Annotated in this window: 13 protein-coding genes; 11 read left to right on the top strand and 2 right to left on the bottom strand. The window is 36.8% G+C overall.

Going from position 1 to position 19,968, the window contains the following annotated elements; genetic code table 11:
- Positions 1-35 precede the first annotated feature (35 nt).
- A complete protein-coding gene (priA, locus tag PSA_RS04640) occupies positions 36-2,213 on the bottom strand; it encodes a primosomal protein N' (protein ID WP_042152582.1) in 2,178 nt (725 codons plus the stop codon).
- A 285-nt stretch (positions 2,214-2,498) separates the two neighbouring features.
- Between priA and rpmE the strand changes: the two genes are divergently transcribed.
- Together rpmE and PSA_RS04650 are read left to right on the top strand one after the other, a co-directional pair.
- Positions 2,499-2,711, top strand: a complete 213-nt coding sequence (gene rpmE, locus PSA_RS04645; RefSeq protein ID WP_042152579.1) for a 50S ribosomal protein L31 — start codon at positions 2,499-2,501, stop codon at positions 2,709-2,711.
- Between the two features lie 848 nt (positions 2,712-3,559).
- Complete coding sequence (locus PSA_RS04650; protein WP_042152576.1) at positions 3,560-4,804, top strand: malic enzyme-like NAD(P)-binding protein; 1,245 nt, start codon at positions 3,560-3,562, stop codon at positions 4,802-4,804.
- Positions 4,805-4,901: 97 nt separating this feature from the next.
- Here PSA_RS04650 and uvrA read toward each other — a convergent pair whose 3' ends face one another.
- Positions 4,902-7,736: an excinuclease ABC subunit UvrA gene (gene uvrA / locus PSA_RS04655; protein WP_042152573.1), complete on the bottom strand. Its 2,835-nt coding sequence runs from the start codon at positions 7,734-7,736 to the stop codon at positions 4,902-4,904.
- Between the two features lie 243 nt (positions 7,737-7,979).
- Here uvrA and PSA_RS04660 point away from each other — a divergent pair, with 243 nt between their 5' ends.
- The 9 genes from PSA_RS04660 to PSA_RS04700 all read left to right on the top strand — a co-directional run bounded on the left by PSA_RS04660 (position 7,980) and on the right by PSA_RS04700 (position 19,957).
- Complete coding sequence (locus PSA_RS04660) at positions 7,980-9,344, top strand: MFS transporter (RefSeq protein WP_042152570.1); 1,365 nt, start codon at positions 7,980-7,982, stop codon at positions 9,342-9,344.
- Positions 9,345-9,642: 298 nt separating this feature from the next.
- Complete coding sequence (gene ssb / locus PSA_RS04665; RefSeq protein ID WP_042152567.1) at positions 9,643-10,323, top strand: single-stranded DNA-binding protein; 681 nt, start codon at positions 9,643-9,645, stop codon at positions 10,321-10,323.
- 159 nt (positions 10,324-10,482) lie between these two features.
- Entirely contained in the window at positions 10,483-11,760 is a 1,278-nt protein-coding gene (locus tag PSA_RS04670; RefSeq protein ID WP_042152564.1) for a site-specific integrase, read from the top strand.
- Positions 11,761-11,786: 26 nt separating this feature from the next.
- The gene (locus PSA_RS04675) at positions 11,787-13,391 is read left to right on the top strand and encodes a tyrosine-type recombinase/integrase (RefSeq protein WP_197276805.1); all 1,605 of its coding nucleotides are present in this window, start codon (positions 11,787-11,789) and stop codon (positions 13,389-13,391) included.
- Positions 13,381-15,585, top strand: coding sequence for a hypothetical protein (locus PSA_RS04680; protein WP_127924245.1), 2,205 nt, complete (start codon positions 13,381-13,383; stop codon positions 15,583-15,585). The genes PSA_RS04675 and PSA_RS04680 overlap by 11 nt, the downstream gene beginning before the upstream one ends.
- Positions 15,578-15,988, top strand: coding sequence for a hypothetical protein (locus PSA_RS04685; RefSeq protein ID WP_042152562.1), 411 nt, complete (start codon positions 15,578-15,580; stop codon positions 15,986-15,988). The genes PSA_RS04680 and PSA_RS04685 overlap by 8 nt, the downstream gene beginning before the upstream one ends.
- A 1-nt stretch (position 15,989) precedes the next feature.
- Positions 15,990-16,520, top strand: coding sequence for a hypothetical protein (locus PSA_RS04690; RefSeq protein WP_042152558.1), 531 nt, complete (start codon positions 15,990-15,992; stop codon positions 16,518-16,520).
- Between the two features lie 20 nt (positions 16,521-16,540).
- Positions 16,541-18,817 carry an AAA family ATPase gene (locus tag PSA_RS04695; RefSeq protein WP_042152555.1) on the top strand — a complete coding sequence of 759 codons (2,277 nt, stop codon included), beginning with the start codon at positions 16,541-16,543 and terminating at the stop codon, positions 18,815-18,817.
- A gap of 144 nt (positions 18,818-18,961) precedes the next feature.
- Positions 18,962-19,957 carry a CBASS cGAMP-activated phospholipase gene (locus PSA_RS04700; protein ID WP_052380257.1) on the top strand — a complete coding sequence of 332 codons (996 nt, stop codon included), beginning with the start codon at positions 18,962-18,964 and terminating at the stop codon, positions 19,955-19,957.
- Positions 19,958-19,968 lie beyond the last annotated feature (11 nt).

Here is a 19,968-nt window from a genome sequence, read left to right on the forward strand (position 1 = left end):
TTAACTATGCCTTGTATCTGATGTATCTAAAATTTTTATGCCATATCAATTGGGTCAACATCTAAACTCCATCTCACTTTGGCTGCTAACTTACTTTTTGATAAGTAATCAACTAGTTGAGAAAGGTATTGATGTAAATTATTTCTATTATCAGATTGTATATGTATCTGATATCGAAATTTACCTGCTATTTTTTCTAATGGAGCAGGGATTGGACCAAGCAATTGTATACCATGGAGTGATTGCTCAGGTATAAGTAAATTCAAAAAATCGAGAACTAATTGTATATCGTGTGCTTCTGCACGAAATAATGCCATAGCAGTATAGGGTGGTAATTCAGTTACTTCCCGCTCAGTGAGGGCATAACGGGCAAAGTCTTGATAGCCATTATTGATTAAATCTTGTAATAACGGATGTTCAGGAAAGTGTGTTTGCAATAAAACTTGTCCGGCTTCACCGCTGCGTCCTGCTCTGCCTGATACTTGAATTATTAACTGGGCTAAATGTTCTGTGGCTCTAAAATCACACGAATAAAGCCCTGAGTCGACATCTAAAATAATCACTAAAGAGACATCAGGAAAATGATGCCCTTTAGCGAGCATTTGTGTGCCCACTAAAATACGGGGGCCAGAAGTATTAATCTCGGTTAGTGCCTGCTCTAAACTACCTTTTTTACGTGTTGTTTCTCTGTCTATTCTATTGATAGGAATATCAGGAAACTGCTCATGTAAATATTCTTCAATTTGTTCAGTGCCTTTACCCGCTGGCATAATTTGCGTACTGCCGCAATCAGGACATTGAAATGGTGGTGGCTTTTGCTCACCACAATGATGGCAAATAAGGCTCTGTATGCTTTTATGATAAGTGGCATTGGTACTACAGCGTTCGCAATCACTTAACCAACCACATTCATGGCAAATTAAAGTAGGAGAAAAACCACGGCGGTTTAAAAAAATCATGACTTGTTTCTGTTTTTTTAAATGTAGTTTTATCGTGTCTAAGCTGGCTTTTGCAATGCCTGCTTCTTCAGGTTGGCCTTTCATATCAAGTAAGTGATATTGGTTATCTGTTGCTGTTTGCGCACGGTTAGCCAAAGTTAATAATTGGTATTTGTTTGCCAAGGCTTTATGTAAGGTTTCAAGAGCGGGTGTTGCACTGCCTAAAATTAATGGAACCTGTAATTGGTGGGCACGAAATGCAGCTAAATCACGCGCATGATAACGTAATGTATCTTGTTGTTTAAATGAGTTATCGTGTTCTTCATCAACAATTATCATACCTAGTTTCGCGAATGGCGTGAAAATAGCTGAGCGAGTACCAATAACGATTGCACAGCTGCCTTTTTCACAAAAACGCCATGTTTGTAGTCGTTCGTTATCGGTTAATGCTGAATGCCATAACATGATGGGTGTATCAGGGAATCGCCGACGGAAACGGTTAACTGTTTGCGGTGTTAAGCCAATTTCCGGTACTAATACTAAGGCTTGTTTCCCTTGTTTTAATACTTGCTCTAATACTTGTAAATAAACTTCAGTTTTACCACTGCCAGTTATGCCTTCTAGCAAAAATGTTTTATAGCCTTTGCTTTGATTGATAGCAGCACAAGCAACAGCTTGCTCACTATTTAATGTTAGACGGCTTTGTACTGATAATTCTCGAGATTGCCATTGTTCATCAAATTCAATAAATTCATGAATTACTTCATTGTCGATCAGAGATTTAATGGTTTGGCTGGCAAAACCTAAAGCTTTTAGTTCTGTTATTGGTGTTTTGCCAGAGCCAAGTAAGTGCTCAACTAAAGCTTGTTGTTTTTTACCTTTTAGCGGCTTTTGTGTTTTGCCTTGTTCAGTGAGCTCTAAGTAACTAATACTGGTTTTATCTGGGCTTTTTCCTTGTCTTAATAATTTAGGCAAAGCGATTTGTAGAGTTTCACCTAAAGGGTAACAATAATATTTAGCTGCGAATTTTAACAGCGCGAGAAGCTGAGGTTGTAAAATGGGGGTATTATCTAATATTTCATCTATTTTTTTTAATTTTTTTATATCAAAATCAGATTCGTTTTTAACCTCAATTATGATGCCTATCTTTTTTTGACGTGCAAAATTCACAACGACGCGCATTCCCGGTTCTACAGTAAAAGGTAAATGCTCAGGTAGCAGGTAATCAAAAGTTTTATGTAAAGGTACTTTGATTGATACAGCAGCAATTTTCATTAATAAAAATCTTAAATATTATTATGACTCTAATTTACTAAAATCATCAGTCTCTTGATAGTTAAAATCACTGATAGACTTGTATTAATTAAATCTAATTAAGTATAAATATCGCCATCAAATATAATGCTTATAGATATAATTAATAATGCTTGAAGATCTTGGGTGATTTGTCTAAAATACGCGCCCTAACTTATCAATCAATGATTGATGTATAAATTAACAACGTATGGTACCAGACTTCGGGTTTGGAGAGCGATGCGGCCTTAACTGAGGTTTTCCAAAATGAAAAAAGATATCCATCCTAAGTACGAAACAATCAATGCAACTTGTTCATGTGGTAACAAATTTGAAATGAACTCAACTTTGTGTAAAGACATCCATTTAGATATCTGTGGTAAATGTCACCCTTTCTACACTGGTAACCAACGTGTTATCGATACAGGTGGTCGTGTTGATCGCTTCAACAAGCGTTTCGGAAGCCTTAGCAGCAAGTAATTGCCGCTTCAAGCAGAAGAAAGCACCTAAGGGTGCTTTTTTTGTGCCTAAAATTTATGAGAGTCATATATATCCACAATTTTAATGCCAATTATTAATACCAACTCTATTAATACCAACTCTATTAATACCAACTCTATTAATACCAACTCTATTAATACCAACTCTATTAATACCAATTCCGATAATTAAGTGACCAGTAAATTATCGGAAATGATATAAGTATCGATCAAATATAAATTAGGTTAAATTTTCAGAGCGTGACTCCTCAGCTTGAGAGGTTATGGAAATCTTGATACTCATTTTTATATCGCCTGACACATTTCTTCTTTTATATTTAAAAATACAATTTTATTGGGCCTGTGCGGTACTTAGTGGAAGCCGGTAAATGAATATTTTTGCAATATTTTTGAAAGAATAACTTATCTAAAAAATTACAGATTCGTTTGTAAATTATACTTTAAGTGAAACTTTGCGGTTAAATTCTGCTAAATTGCTGTCAAAGTTAGGTTTCTTTTGTTTTTTGTTTGTGATGTCAATGATTTTAACTTTAGTTATAAGTAATCTGTTTTTTATATCTAAAAGTTGTTATGTTCGCTTGTTTTATAATCTTTTTTACAATGCTAATACTTGGCGTTACAAATTGATTGCTTTTAAGTTCAGGGAAAAGTGGTCTAACTTCTGTTAAAGTTGCCGCTAAAATTAAAGTTATAAAAATTCATGATGAACAGTTGGTTTTTACTTGAATTTAAAAATAATATGCGTATTGTTGTATTTAGTGGCTTAACCTAGTCGCGACTGTTTTTATCTCTCACACTTTTAATTTCTTAGCAGGAAAAACTCACATCATGTCTGACTTCAAAGAACAAGCTTTAAAATACCACGCCGAACCCGTTCCCGGTAAAATCAGTATTGAACTAACAAAACCGGCAGAAACAGTAAACGACCTTGCATTGGCATATAGTCCAGGTGTTGCAGAGCCGGTAAGAGAAATTGCAGCAGATCCTGATAATGCATATAAATACACAGCTAAAGGTAACATGGTTGCTGTTATTTCTAATGGTACTGCTATTTTAGGTTTAGGTAATTTAGGACCACTTGCATCAAAACCAGTAATGGAAGGTAAATCACTTTTATTTAAGCGTTTTGCTAATTTAGATTCTATTGATATTGAAGTAAAACATAGAACAACAGAAGACTTTATTAATACAGTTGAAAACATCGCCGATACTTTTGGTGGCATTAATTTAGAAGACATTAAAGCACCTGAGTGTTTTGAAATTGAAAAAGCATTAATTGAACGTTGTAGTATTCCAGTATTTCATGATGATCAACACGGTACTGCAATTGTAACAGCTGCAGGCATGTTAAATGCGTTAGAAGTGCAAGGTAAAAGCATACATGATGCATTGATTGTATGTTTGGGTGCCGGTGCAGCCGCGATTGCATGTATGGAGTTATTAATAAAATGTGGCGCACAGCGTGAACACATTTACATGTTAGATCGTAAAGGCGTAATTCATACTCGTCGTGATGATTTAAATGAATATAAGCAGTTATTTGCAAACAATACTGATAAACGTACATTACAAGACGTGATTGCTGAAGCGGACGTATTTGTAGGTGTATCAGGCCCTAACTTATTATCAGCAGATGATCTTAAATTAATGGCTGATAAGCCTGTGGTATTTGCATGTTCAAATCCAGATCCTGAAATAAATCCAGAGTTAGCACATGAATCTAGAAATGATTTAATTATGGCTACAGGTCGCTCAGATTACCCTAATCAGGTTAATAATGTTTTATGTTTCCCATTTATTTTCCGCGGTGCACTTGATGTACGTGCAAGTAAAATTAATGATGAAATGAAAATTGCTGCAGTACACGCAATAAGAGATATCGCAAAAGAGCCTGTTTCAAAAGAAGTATTAAAAGCAGCGGGTGTTGATTCATTAGAGTTTGGTACAGACTACATTATACCTAAACCTATGGATCCACGTTTACTACCGCGTGTTGCTTTAGCGGTAGCACAAGCTGCTATAGATTCTGGTGTTGCGCAATTACCATTACCAATTAATTATATGCAAGACTAATTATTAGCTAATGTTTTAATAGCTAAAATTTAAAAAGGGTGATTTGAATTATTCAAATCCCCCTTTTTTGCTTGCTTCACCGTTTAGAAAACGATGATTAATTTAACAATGGCTTCAAGTAGTGCCCAGTAAATGATTTTTTATGAGCTGCAACTTCTTCAGGCGTGCCTGATACTAAGATTTCACCGCCTCCAGAACCTCCTTCAGGGCCTAGATCTACAATCCAGTCAGCAGTTTTTATAACATCTAAATTGTGCTCAATAACAACCATAGTATTGCCATGATCGCGAAGTCTATGCAGTACGGCTAATAGTTGCTGAATATCATGAAAATGTAAGCCTGTTGTAGGCTCATCTAAAATGTATAACGTTTTACCGGTATCACGTTTAGATAACTCTTTTGCTAGTTTAACTCTTTGCGCTTCACCACCTGATAGCGTGATAGCTGATTGTCCTAAGCGAATATAAGATAAACCGACATCAATTAATGTTTTTAACTTACGTGCTACTGCAGGGATTTTATCAAAGTAGGTGTAAGCATCTTCAACTGTCATATCTAATACTTGGTGAATGTTTTTACCTTTATATAAAATTTCTAAGGTTTCACGGTTATATCTTTGTGACTTACAGACATCACAAGGTACATAAACGTCAGGTAAAAAGTGCATTTCTACTTTGATCATGCCATCGCCCTGACAGGCTTCACAGCGACCACCTTTTACATTAAAACTAAATCGACCGACTTTATAGCCGCGTGAACGTGCTTCTTGTGTGCCTGCAAATAATTCGCGTATTGCAGTAAATATGCCTGTGTAAGTTGCAGGGTTTGATCTTGGTGTTCTACCTATTGGGCTTTGATTGATATCAATGACTTTATCAAAATGTTCAAGGCCTTTGATTTCTTTATGTGCAGAGGCTTCTGCTGTCGTAGCGCCATTGAGTTCGGTATGCGCTAATTTATATAAAGTATCATTTATTAAAGTTGATTTACCTGATCCTGATACCCCAGTAACACAAGTCATTAAGCCGAATGGTATACGTAAATCGACATTTTTTAAGTTATTTCCACTTGCACCTAACAGCTCTAACCATTTTCCATCAGGGCCGTTATCACATTGATGGCGTTTTTTAGGTACTGCAATTTCTTTTTCACCAGATAGGTATTGTCCGGTGACTGATTCTTTACAGCTAACAATATCTTCATATTGACCTTCAGCGATCACATAACCACCATGAACACCTGCTCCTGGGCCAATATCAATAATATGATCGGCACAACGAATAGCGTCTTCATCATGTTCTACAACAATAACTGTATTACCTAAATCACGTAAATAAGTCAGGGTTTTAAGCAGTCTATCATTATCTCTTTGATGTAAACCTATAGATGGTTCATCTAATACATACATCACGCCAACTAAGCCTGCGCCAATTTGGCTGGCTAAGCGAATACGTTGTGCTTCACCGCCTGATAAAGTTTCTGCACTGCGTTCAAGTGATAAATACGTTAAACCAACATTCACTAAAAAAGATAATCTGTCTTTGATCTCTTTTAGTATTTTATCGGCGATTTGGCCTTTTTGGCCTGTCAGTTTTAAGTTATCAAAAAATGTAGTGGCTTCACCTATGCTCATACTGGTGATGTCAGGTAAATTAGTTTGGCCTATAAATACGTTTCTTGCTTCTTCTTTTAAACGGGTGCCTGAACAGCTTGGACAATCTTGATTGGTTTGATATTTCGCGAGCTCTTCACGAACAGAAGTTGATTCGGTTTCAATATAGCGGCGACTCATATTATTAAGCACACCTTCAAAAACATGTTTACGTACTACAATATCACCGCGATCGTTACAGTATTTGAATTCTATTTCTTTTTTACCTGAACCAGTTAAAACCACTTTTTGTACTGATTTTGGTAAATCTTTAAAAGGCATTTCAACATCAAATTCATAATGTTCTGCGACTGCTTGCAGCATTTTAAAGTAATAAAAACTGCGTTTGTCCCAACCTCGGATCGCACCGCCTGCAAGGCTAAGTTCTGCATTTTGTACGACACGGTCAGGATCAAAAAATTGTTTAACACCTAATCCATCACAAGTTTGACATGCACCAGCCGGATTATTAAATGAAAATAGCCTGGGCTCTAATTCTGTCATGGCATAACCACAACTAGGACAAGCAAAGTTAGCTGAAAAAATAATGTGTTCTTTATCGGGTTCATCCATAAAGGCGATATGGGCAACACCATTTGATAAAGCCAGTGCTGATTCAAATGATTCAGCCAAACGAAGTTGTAAACCGTCTTTCACTTTTAATCTATCAACAACCACTTCGATTGAATGTTTTTTATGGAGTTCTAATGTAGGCGGATCTGATAAATCACAGACTTCGCCATCAATTCTTGCACGAATAAAGCCTTGCGCAGCAAGTTGCTCTAGTAATTTTACATGCTCACCTTTACGTTCTTTAACAACAGGAGCAAGCAACATGACTTTAGTGCCTTCTTCTAGCTCTAAAACATGATCAACCATTTGGCTGATAGTTTGTGCCGTTAAAGGTAAGCTATGTGTCGGACAGCGAGGCTCGCCAACACGGGCAAATAAAAGACGTAAATAATCGTATATTTCTGTGATGGTACCCACAGTTGAGCGTGGATTATGTGATGTTGATTTTTGTTCTATAGAAATAGCAGGCGATAAACCTTCAATATGATCTACATCTGGTTTTTCCATCAAAGATAAAAATTGACGCGCGTAAGCTGATAGAGACTCAACATAACGACGTTGGCCTTCGGCATATAAAGTATCAAAAGCAAGAGATGACTTACCTGAACCCGATAAACCTGTGATAACTATTAATTTATCTCGAGGAATGGTTAGGCTGATGTCTTTTAGGTTGTGGGTTCTTGCGCCTCTAACGTCTATTTGGTCCATGCTATCGCTTTTAACTTTTATTAATCTTAAAGTGAGTATCTCACAATTAATCAAGAAACCTAACTTAAATTTACGCTTTTAGTGGATATTTATACAGTTGTTTTATTTTTGCAGTTTTATGACATTTTAAGTGTTGAGATCAAACTTTTGTCAACAGCATTTTGATCCGTTTTGAATATCTGTGTTAAACTGCCCGCAATTAATCTCCCCCTATTTATTTTATAAATAAGTGTTAAAAATAATATGAGCTCATCTTCCCTTAATGCATTAGAAAAACGTACCGCAGTGACATTGGCCAGCGTATTTGCGTTTCGCATGTTAGGTTTATTCATGCTAATGCCTGTTTTGGCTATTTATGGTCAAGATCTAGAGGGCTTTTCGCCTTTATGGATAGGTTTAGCGATTGGTGCTTATGGTTTAACACAAGCTTTATTACAGGTCCCTATGGGCTGGCTGTCAGATAAATTTGGCCGTAAACGGGTGATTGTGTCAGGTTTAGTATTATTTGCTATCGGTTCACTGATTGCTGCGATGGCTGAATCTATTTATATGGTAACACTTGGCCGTGCTTTGCAAGGTATGGGCGCAATAGCTAGTACAGTATTGGCTTTAGCAGCAGATTTAAGCCGTGACGAACAAAGGCCAAAAGTAATGGCTGTGATAGGTATGTGCATTGGGCTAAGCTTTGCATTTTCGATGTTATTAGGGCCAATAGTCGCAAGCTCTTATGGTGTGAGCGGTATATTTTGGTTAACGGCAGTATTAGCATTAGCGGGTATCGTGATTGTATTAACATTAGTACCAACAGCTGTTAATCGTGCACCAAAAGGTGAAACATCAGCAGTATTTGATGATATTAAAAAAATTGTAAAAAACCCACAGTTAGCGCGTTTAGATGTTGGCGTAATGATATTACACCTTACTTTAACTGCGATATTTGTTGTATTACCAAGCCAACTTATCGCTGATGGTTTGGATGCTGAGCAACATTGGCAGTTGTATATACCAGTATTATTTTTAGCTTTCTTTTTGATGGTACCTATAATGATTATCGCCATAAAAAAAGAAAAAGAAAAACAAGCCTTCATAGGTTCAATTGTACTTATGGTTGCCAGCTTAATGACATTAACTTTAGTCTCTGAATCGTCTTGGGGCATAGCTGCCTGTATGTTAGGTTATTTTGTTGCTTTTAATTATTTAGAGGCAACCATGCCAGCTATGGTCTCTCGTATGGCACCTGCAAACCAAAAAGGCTCTGCGATGGGCGTGTTTTCATCGGGGCAATTTTTTGGCGCATTTTTAGGTGGGATTTTAGGAGGATTGATTGCTTCTTTTGATTCTGCGCAATCAGTATTTGCCGCGGCGGCCTTGGTTGGGGTAATATGGATTGCTATCGCTTCAGGTATGGTAATTCCACCGAGAAGTAAATTAGTTAGTTTATTAACTGAAATAAATACAGAACAACAAGCGCAAGAGTTAGCTGCACGTTTAGTGGCATTAAAAGGTGTAGTTGAAGCAACGGTTGTTTTAGAAGAGAATAGAACATATTTAAAGGTTAAAGATAAAGAATTTGACCTTGAACAAGCACGAGAAATCGTTGCTGCTTAATTAATTATACCCAAGCCACTTCAAGATGCGAGTTTCAGGACTTCTGAGTAACTCATGATCTAGGCTCATCTTTGTATTAATGGTTATTCCCTTAAAAAAAGATGAAACAACGAGCATGATTTACTCAGGAGACCCTAGAAGGTTGGTTTAGAAACGTTTTATACTGTGTTATTGATTTTAAAAAGGGATTAACCATTCTCTGCAATCAATGCCTTGTCTAAAACGTTTCTAACTCCAATTGAATTCTGCATCTTGAAATGGTTTGGGTATATGTAACCAAATAAAAGGAGAGTACTTAATGGCTCGCGGTGTAAATAAAGTAATACTGGTTGGTAATTTAGGCCAAGATCCAGAAGTAAGATATATGCCAAATGGCGGTGCAGTTGCAAACATCACTTTAGCAACAGCAGACAGCTACAAAGATAAAAACACAGGCCAAATGGTTGATAAAACTGAATGGCATCGTGTTGTATTTTTTGGCAAGCTAGCTGAAATCGTTGGCGAATACTTACGTAAAGGCTCTCAAGTTTATGTTGAAGGTAAATTACAAACTCGTAAATGGCAAGATCAGCAAGGCCAAGATAAATACACAACAGAAGTAGTTGTAGATCAGTTTAGTGGTCAAATGCAAATGCTTGGTGGTCGTAATGATGGCGCACAAGCTGGTGGCGGCGGTTTCCAAAAACCTGCACAACAGCAGCAAGGCGGCTACCAAAAACAACAAGGTGATTTTAACCAAGGTCAATCACAAGTTCAGCAAGGTGGATTTGCTCCACAACAGCAATCTGCACCAGCACAACAAGGTGGTTTTAACCAACCACAGCAGTCTGCACCAGCGCAACAAGGTGGTTTTGCACCACAACAGCAGTCTGCACCAGCACCACAAGGTGGTGGTTTTGCACCTAAACCTCAAAATCCAGGCAGTGCTTCAGCACCTATGGAACCGCCAATTGATTTTGATGACGATATTCCGTTTTAGGCTCCGGGTTGTCTTTTTTGTAAAGACAATTTAAATGAGATTATAAAAAAGCCCCGTTTTAACGGGGCTTTTTTATAATTTTTTTATTTTGTAGCTTGCATGTTCAGATTGGTGTACTACGCTAGGTTTATGCGTAGTTAAAGTGTCAAGTGAGGATGCATGTCATTTACGGCTAAGTTGTTCCGAATTGATGATACCGGAGAGCGGGCAGTCATGATTGTGGGCGGTTCAGGTATGCCGGTCGATCTGCCTAGCCGATATTTATTAAGGCAACGCGAACCTCGTTCTATTAAGACTGTTTTAAATTTAGCTAAAAATATTTGCCAACTTTATCGCTGGGCTGATGAAGCTGGGGTAGATCTAAACGAGCGAATTAAGTCGGGGCATATCTTTGGTATTACTGAGATCGATTCATTAATGAAGTATCTCTCTTTGAATCGTCGACAAGTACGTAAGCAAGAAACTAGTAAAGATGAAAAAGGTAATGTTATAGAATTTTCAGGTTATGTTTCTGGATCAATGCTAAAGCAGAAAATAGATGCTGTGAAAGGTTACTTTACATGGTTGGGGCAACTGGCTGTTGAAAACAGGTTAATCACAGATCCTTACTATGCAGCAATTAGTCCTGCTATTAAACATTTGAATGAGCAGCTTGATGCAAGAAAAGTCAGTTCTACAAGTAAGCCTCGTATAGGCTTAACAGTGGAAGAGCAACGAACTCTTCTTGATATCACACACCCTGATAATCCAGAAAATCCATTCGAATCACGAACCAAAGCTCGTAATGGGTTGATAATAAAAATTTTTGTTTTATGTGGAGTTCGTATGGGGGAGTTGCTGGCACTTAAAACTGAGAATTGTCACCTGATCGGTGATACACCATTCCTTTATTTTGGGCACAACATCACAAAAGAAAAAGATCCTCGACAACTACCTCCCGATGCTAAAACTTTACCTCGTAAAATATATATTACTCCCTCATTAGCTGATGAGGTTGATAGTTATATTTTAAATGAGCGAAAAGCTCGTGGGCGAGTAGCTCGAAAAGTTGCATCTTATGTGTTCCTAAATACGTATAAAAACCCATCTCCAATGACTGAAGGAGCAATTTATCATATGACGAACCATCTGAAAGAAAAATTTCCAGACAGACTTGCTAATTTACACCCTCATCGCTTAAGGCACACATTTAATGACAACTTGGTTTTATCCTATGCGGATAGTATGGGTGAAGAAGAATTTTTAAATTTGCAGAGATGGTTAAATGGTTGGTCTGATACTAGCGATGAAGGTGGAACTTATACACATAGATCTCAAGAGATGCGAGTTCAAAGACATTTGATAAATCTTCAAGACAACATTCTGAATGGTGTTTGGAGAAAAGAAGAAAGCACTATGAATGATAGCTCACAATATGACGAAGATATCCCTATGTAAAACTAGTGGCATGAGGAGTAAGAATAATGTCTGATTTATCGATAATTAATGACTCAGGACTCGGCATAGAATCAAAGGAGGTTTACAATTACCAACAGCTCTTTACAGAAGATCATATAAAAACCCGTAATCGTATGGTGGATACCTCTGGTGAGCAATGGGACATAGGTGAATCAACTTCTTATCTTTTGAATTTTGATTTAATCGAAACATCAAATATGGAATTGTTAGATCAGCTTAAATATGTTGTAGCATACCTTGTTAAATCCAAGAGTCCTGTGCACGCTTATAGCGTCTTTAGAGCAGTAAAAGTATTACTTAATTCAAGTGAGTCTTTTGATGACGAGTCAGGGGAGGATTTAGCAGATGCCTTAGCAGATGAGATTCTATATTATTTTGTTAATAACCGTAGGCAACATGATGAAGGAAGCCTAAACCTGCTACGTTTATGGTATCAAAAAGGAACTAAACTAAAATTACCGATGTTTCAGAAGGCAGTTTCGGATGCATTGGGTGAATTGAAACTAAAGGGTAATATAAAGGGTTTAGATATTCTTGTACATATCAAGAACAAGAGTCCGCTAAATTCAAACCAACTTGCAGATATTCGTCAATTATTACAGAAATACGCATACAAATTTATGGTTGGGCAAACTAATTATTGGCGTTTAGTTGCTACTTGGGTATTTATCACGCTAGGAATTCGTCCTCTACAATTACGCCTATTAATGACTATAGATTTGGCAGTAAATGAGGATGAAAATACTGGGCGAAAGACTTATATTTTAAATGTGCCATCAGTAAAAAAAAGGAATGAGACTCCCAGAAGCAGATTTAGATCTCGTCCTATCCCTGCTTTCTTAGGGGAAATGCTACAAGCTTTGAAAGATTATAACCTTCAATGGATAAAAGAGAATGATTTTGAGATTTCATTAAAAGAAATCCCTTTGTTTATGCCAACGACAGGTCATCATAAGCGCAAAAGTAACTCTAGAAATTCTGTATTCAATAATATTTATAGTTCGGTTCCAATAACAAAAGCTCCTTTCTTACTTTTGAAGCAACTAAATAAATATCAAGTTGATTCTGGGCAAAGGAGTTTTAATCAAAAAGTATCACCTCGCCGCCTACGAAAAACTTTTGCTACTCATGCTGCTGCTTGTGGTACTCCTGCAATGCTTCTAATGGAATTGCTGGACCATGAGGATATGCAACACATTATGGTGTATTACAAGTTAGGGGCAAATTTTTCAAATAAAATTGACAACGTTTATCGAGATCAATTCGGCACAATACTTGATTACTTCAAGGGAACAATCACACTAAAAGAATTAAGTGAGGCTAATAAAAATGAACAAGTTTTCGGTCCTACTGGTTTGCGTCGTTTGGTGGGAATAGGGTTTTGCGGAAAAGATAAGTTGTGCCGATTGGCTCCCCCTTATTCATGCTATACATGCCGGAAGTTTGAAGCTTGTAATAATAAGCAGTTACATGAGGAAGTTCTCGATGTCATGTTTGAAGACGTAATACATCTATTTGGAGATGAAGCAGCTCCTGAGAAATATGAAATGGACCATATTAAAGCCTGTCGATCTTTAATTTCACAATTGGAGGTTGCAGATGAAAGATAATATGGATCATGAGTTGAAAGTTATTAATTCCAGTAACGGATCTAAAAAAAGTAATCGAATGAAAAGACGCAAACAAAACGTCATACCCTTGTTCGATGCTTCTGATAATAACATTGAAAATATAGATGATTTTATTAAAAATGCTAAAAAAATTCATAATTCGATGTTTGATTATGGAGTTAAGTGGGATGATTACTGCTGGGATATTCGGGGGTTTGAATCTACAACAGGTCTAAAAGATGTAACCCATGATGCAAATATCCTTTTTACTCAAAGCAATGGGTTAAAACCAAAACAAAAAATAGCTAGAGTTCATGAAGCACCTTTTGCAGAACCATTTGCATCTTTTGCTAAAGCTTTTATAACTCATAACCATAAAGTTAAACCTAAAAATCATGCTTCGCATATGGTCTCAATGAGAGCAATACGATATATATATGAAGTCCTACCCAATAAAGAGTTTCCTTGTATCAGCGATATACTCCCTGAGCATTTTGATTTGGCTCTTAACCGTGCAATGAAGCGAGAAAAAAACAGCACACTTTATGTTACTGGAGGAAAGTTAGAGGAAATTGCTTCAGTATTAGACAAGCATCGTTTGACTAGATCGCTTATAGAGTGGAAAAATTCTATTCCTCGTAATTATAAACATGGTGGTTCAGCTCATAACCGAGGAGGAAAAAAAGCTAAAAAAGAAAGAGCTAAGCAGCTCCCTAAAACTGAAATTTTGCTTTTTTTGTCTGCAATGTGGGCAAATTATGATGAAATTGAAGAGCGTGACAAGGCTTTAGTTTGTATGGCTGTTATTCTTATGGTTTGTGGCTTTCGTATGGATGAATTTGTTGGTTTAGACATGAATTGTATCCCTAGCCGTGAAGAATATGAAGCTCAAGATTATGAACTTGATCCAGAGCGAGGCACATATACACGAGTTCTTAGGATTAGAGCATTAGCAAGGAAAAAATACCATTGGGATGAGAAAATAGTACCTTCATGTACTGTTGATACTATCTTTGAGGCCGTTGATAGACTTAAAGTGATTAGTGAGCCTCATCGGCTTATGGCACAAACATTTCTTGAAGAGGGAAAATGGCTAAAGTTCGCATCTTATGATGACGATGAGTATTTATCAGCAAAAGAGGTGCAATCAGTCTTAGGGTTTTCAGGGCATTCAACATCTAATATTATAAGTACTTTGAAGCGCTATGGTGTAGAGAAGGATCCTGATTCACCGCCTAGACATACCCGATTTAGAGTGGGAGATATTCATGAGGGATTTCGTGATTATTATGTTGATCGAATAGGCCCTATTCGTAATGGCTTTGGTCATGGAGAGTTAATAATACCGATTTGGGAGTTGCTAACTTTGCGTTTCCAAGATCAATATACGCCGAAAGAAAAACTCAATGTTTTTGCGCAACCATTAACAGGCACTCAGATTCAAGATTTTTTTAGGGGTCGAGATTATATTTCCAGAGTGAGCCGAGATGAAAAACGTGTGCTCAGTGTTTTTGAAAGATATGAATTTCTTGAATTAGGGGATGTAGATGGTTCTGTTAGAACACATCAATTTCGTCATTTACTGAATACTTTGATGCAAGAGTCAGATATGTTCTCGCAAGAAGATATTGCTAAAAATTTTTTACGCAAAAATAGCCAAGATAATAAGGCTTATAACCATAAAATTGAGCCTACTAAATATGCCGATCGAACTAAGCATTTCCAAGATAATGTATTAAGTAAACTAAATCTAGACGCTGAGAAAGCTAAAGATGTTATCCAACGATTTCCATTACTCTCCCATGAAGAACTGCAAAAAGATCTGGATGACGCTGGTTCATACCACTTTACAGATATTGGGCGCTGTAGGCATGATTATACGCAAGGGCAATGTGGAATGCATTACATGTGTCTACGTAACTGTATTAACTACAAACGAAAAAAAGGAGATCCTGCGGAAATTGAAAAAATCACATTAAGAAGGGATATGACGATTAAGCAAATGAGGCTTGCTAAGGAAGATGCTGATGATGACTTTGAAGGTGCTAATAATTGGTATTTGAACCATAAAGAATTAGTTAGTGGTTGTGATGCTGCATTAGCCATAGAAACGGATGAACGATTCTCAATAGGTGAGATTATTCAAATATTTCCTGAAGGTATCGATCAATGTGAAGAGGCTAATGATGAATAGATATATAACAGTCGAGATTGAATCTGACATTCTTAAATACTTAGGTGAGTGGAAAACTGGGAAGTATGGGAAAAAGCTAACTTGGGGAATTATTAGTAAATCATTTGGTTATTCTCGACAAGCATTGAGTGGAAATAAGGTAATTAAAGAAGCTTATAATGATGTGATAACTACCCTTAAAGATACTACAAGTGAAATCGATATTTTAGCTGATATAGCAAAAGAAAATAAAAAGCTTAAAAAAGAAATTACGGATGCAAATGCATTAATTCATGAATATGAACAGAAGTATATTCGATGGCAAGAGAACGCCATGGCTAAAGGAATAAGTGTAGAGGCACTTAATAAGCCTATTGACCCAACGATTAAAGAACAACTCCGTAAACGTACTCAAGAGAACTAATATGGCAACTACATCTAAGCTGGAGATACTCAAAGAACAAATTAGGAGAATGCCTGCCAGTAAAAAAAAAGGAGATGCAATATTTGATGCTTTGGAATTATGGTTTCCACTGCAAGAAAAAGAGGATTGGTTACGGCTTATCAATGAAAAAACTGGAAAGTTAAATCAACGTGAAATAGCTGCGGAGCTTTGTGCAACTGATAATATTTGGAAAAGAGAACGGTTCAGGACTTTGTTGAATCAGATGAATGTTCTAGTTAAAGAAAGTGGTTTAGTTGGATCTGTTTCTCCTGAGTTTGATAATGAAAATCAAAAGGGTAATTTTGTTGCTTTTCGTCAGACTGTCACAGCTGAAAGTAATCCATTAAAAGATTTAGCCGATATGCGGCTGAAAACTAAACTACAACAAACTGAAGGCAAGCTTCACCAAGCTAATATTCGGATCAAAAAATTGGAGAATGAATTACAGAAGTATACAGATTTATCCGAATTGAACCGTGCTATACAGCAGTTAATGAAGCCACGTAAATAGTGTAGGCTGAGGTGTTTGATATGAAAATAAAGTCAAATGAGTTTACAGGATTACTGCGAATATTACGTGTTGATAACGATTCAGCCGGTAATTTTAAAGCAACGTGTACGCTAGTTGATATGATTGGAAATATGCTTGATCGCAAAGGTCTTTATTACCTTCAAGCATCTCATAAACTGTTTAGAAATTTTGTTGAAGAAGGTCAGATATGGAGTGTCATAAGTGGTACTTCATGGAGTAGCGAGTTAATCACTGAGCATGGCTATGCTCGACCTGTAACTACAATAGAGCCAATTGAAACCGTGTTAATACGGCCTTCAGGTAAACACCTAATATGGCATTTTACTCATTCTGATTGGTATCCCGGTATTGGTAAAAACAAGGCTGTTAACCTTATAGATACTTTAAGCAATAAAAATGGTCATGAACCGCTTTATCAAGCGTTAGACACAAATAATGCTGAGGCATTATTCTCTGCACCACAGATCACCGAATGGGATGCCAATGTTCTGATCAAAGGCTGGGCTAAGCATGGTAGTACTGATGCATTGAAATGGTTTGAAGAAAAAAGTATAGATCCAATTTTGGCTAAAAAAGTTTTCGATTTTCATGGTGAAAATAGCATTATTGCTATTGAAGAAGATCCTTATCGTCTTTCCTCATTTAATATGCCATGGAAGACTGTTGATGCACTTGCCAAAAAGACATTTAATATTAGTTGCACTGATAATAGACGTTTACAGGCCGCGGTAACTGAAGCTTTATGGGGGGCATATAATGAATATGGGCATACAAAGCTCCCTGTGAGTGAATTTGTACCTTTGATGAAAAGGTTGTTAGGTGGTGAGCTAGAAGAATGGGTAATGGCTCATATTTGTATGATAGAGGAGTCTCGCGGAATTTTGCGAGATAATTATATTCATCCGTTTGAGCCTGCAGTAATGGAAATGATGGTGGCAAACCGTATTGTAGACTTAGTGTGTATAAACTACGTTTCGCCATTGTCACATGAAAAAATCAGTTCTGTTATTGCTAAATTTGAGTTAGTTCAAGGGTTCAATTTAACCAATCAGCAGAAGATAGCCATTTCAAGCTCAGTATCACATCCGTTTTCTATTATTACAGGTGGTGCTGGGGTTGGTAAAACGACGGTATTAAAAGCTCTTTTCGCCTTGTATGATGCTGCTGGATATGAACGTAAACAACTAGCCTTATCAGGGCGAGCAGCTCAGCGTATGTATGAAGCGACTCAGGAAGAGGCTAGCACTATTGCAGGTTATCTATACCATTTTAACTGGGATGATATTACTCCGGAGAAACAATCAAAAACAGTATTAGTGATTGATGAAGCTTCAATGGTTGATATTCATAGTATGTATAGATTAATAGATAAAACACCAGAGCAAGTACATATTATTCTTATTGGTGACCCTTATCAGTTACCTCCAGTCGGTGGAGGTTTGGTTTTGCATGAATTAGTTGAACGTAAGTATCTCCCTGTCTCAGAACTCTCAGTAGTTAAGCGTCAGGGAAAGGAAAGCTCCATCCCCAAAGTAGCTGAAAATATTCGAAATGGTAAAATACCTCATGAGTACGGGAATAATGTTGAGTTTCATAATATTAATAAAATGGAACTTATAGATAAAGTTATTGAAGAATATACTAAACAATCAGGAAAAACTCAGATCCTTTGTGCAACTAATAAATTAGTTTTCGAGATCAACACAAAAGCACAGGGGCTATTAAATCCTAATGGAGTCGAAGTATTTTATAGTTTTGAAAATTTAATGTATGGCACAGGTATTCGCTTAAATGATCCTGTTATCTGCAAAGCCAATATATATCGCGATGAATATGATCTTCGTAATGGCTCAATGGGGAGGGTAATCGAAGTCTATAGAAATCCAAGAGAAATAGAGATACGTAAGTCAAAAAAATCAAAAAAAACAGTCAATATAGCGACATACGGTCGAATTTGTTGGGATGACGGCAGTAAAGACGGATATATAACAGAATTGCCTCTGGAACTTGTCGAGAGCATCCAACTAGCATATGGAATTACAGTCCATAAATCACAAGGTAGTCAATTTCCTCGAGTTATATTTGCGGCAGTCAAATCCGTAAATCTTGATAGAACTTTAGTATATACAGCAATAACACGTGCTAGTCAGCATGTGATTGTAATGGGGGATTTATTGGCTATAAATAGATCTATTACAGAATTACCAAGTGCAAGCAATAGACATGTAGGATTGGGGGAATTCATTGATCAAACTTTGAGTGAGAAGTCATATTAATTTAAGTATTATAATTTTGTATTTTATGAATTAATTTGTTTGAAACTCAATACCATTTAGATCATATCTTCTTGAATTAAATCTTTATTTTTTCTTGTTTCTTGATATTATTGATTTAGTTTATATTTTATACATGTGATTGAAGTGATAGAACAAGAAAAAGGTAGATTTCAGATACTTTGCTTATCTGGAGGAGGAGTTCGAGGGCTTTATACCATTAGTGTATTAGCCGAACTTGAAGACAAACTTTCAAAAGATAAAGGCATACATGATTATAATATCGTAAAGCATTTCGATATGGTTGCGGGCACTTCAATTGGAGGTATATTAGCTCTTGCACTAGCGGCAGGTAAAAATGCTCGCTCTCTTCAAACTCTTCTTGATGAAAAGCGGAAAGTCATTTTTCCGCAAAAGAAACGTAGATGGTGGAGTCAAGCTAAAGGTGTTGCATTTGATGCTGAAATTTTGGCTCAGATTATTGAAACAGAAATTGGTACTATTCGATTAAAGAACTTAGGCACCAGAGTTATCGTTCCTGCTGTAAACGGTTCTAAAGGTTTGCCAAAGGTTTTTAAAACTCCCCACCATGAAGAGTTTACTTGGGATGGTGAAAGAAAGGTATCAGATGTTGCTCTAGCAACAAGTGCAGCTCCTACTTACTTTAAAGCTCATTCATTCTCTGAAGAAAATATGGGCTTGATGTTAGATGGAGGGCTTTTTGCAAATAGCCCATCATTCATAGCTTATCACGAAACAACTTGCTCTCGCTTTTTAGGTATTTCCTCAAACTCTGTACATATGTTAAAAGTTGGAACTATGGGCACAACTCCTAAAATGTCAATTGGTTCTAAAGGTGAAGAGGGTTATTTAAAAGGTTGGGGATTTGGCCGTGGCTTACTAGAAATGGTCATGGGAGTTTCTGAACATTGGCACAACAAAATGACGGAGCATTATCTTGAAGAGCGGTTTGTTTCTTTAGATGATGAGAATATACATGACTTTAATTTGGCTGATTCAAGTGATGATACAGCTGAGGCGCTCAAATTGCATGCTAATGATCGTGCTCAACAAGCAACAGGCCAGAAAAATATAATGGACTTCTTTCAACATGAAGCTAAAGCACCTACGTTTTACAATTGAGGCATACAATA

The organism is Pseudoalteromonas sp. '520P1 No. 423', assembly GCF_001269985.1.
Lineage (GTDB): Bacteria > Pseudomonadota > Gammaproteobacteria > Enterobacterales > Alteromonadaceae > Pseudoalteromonas.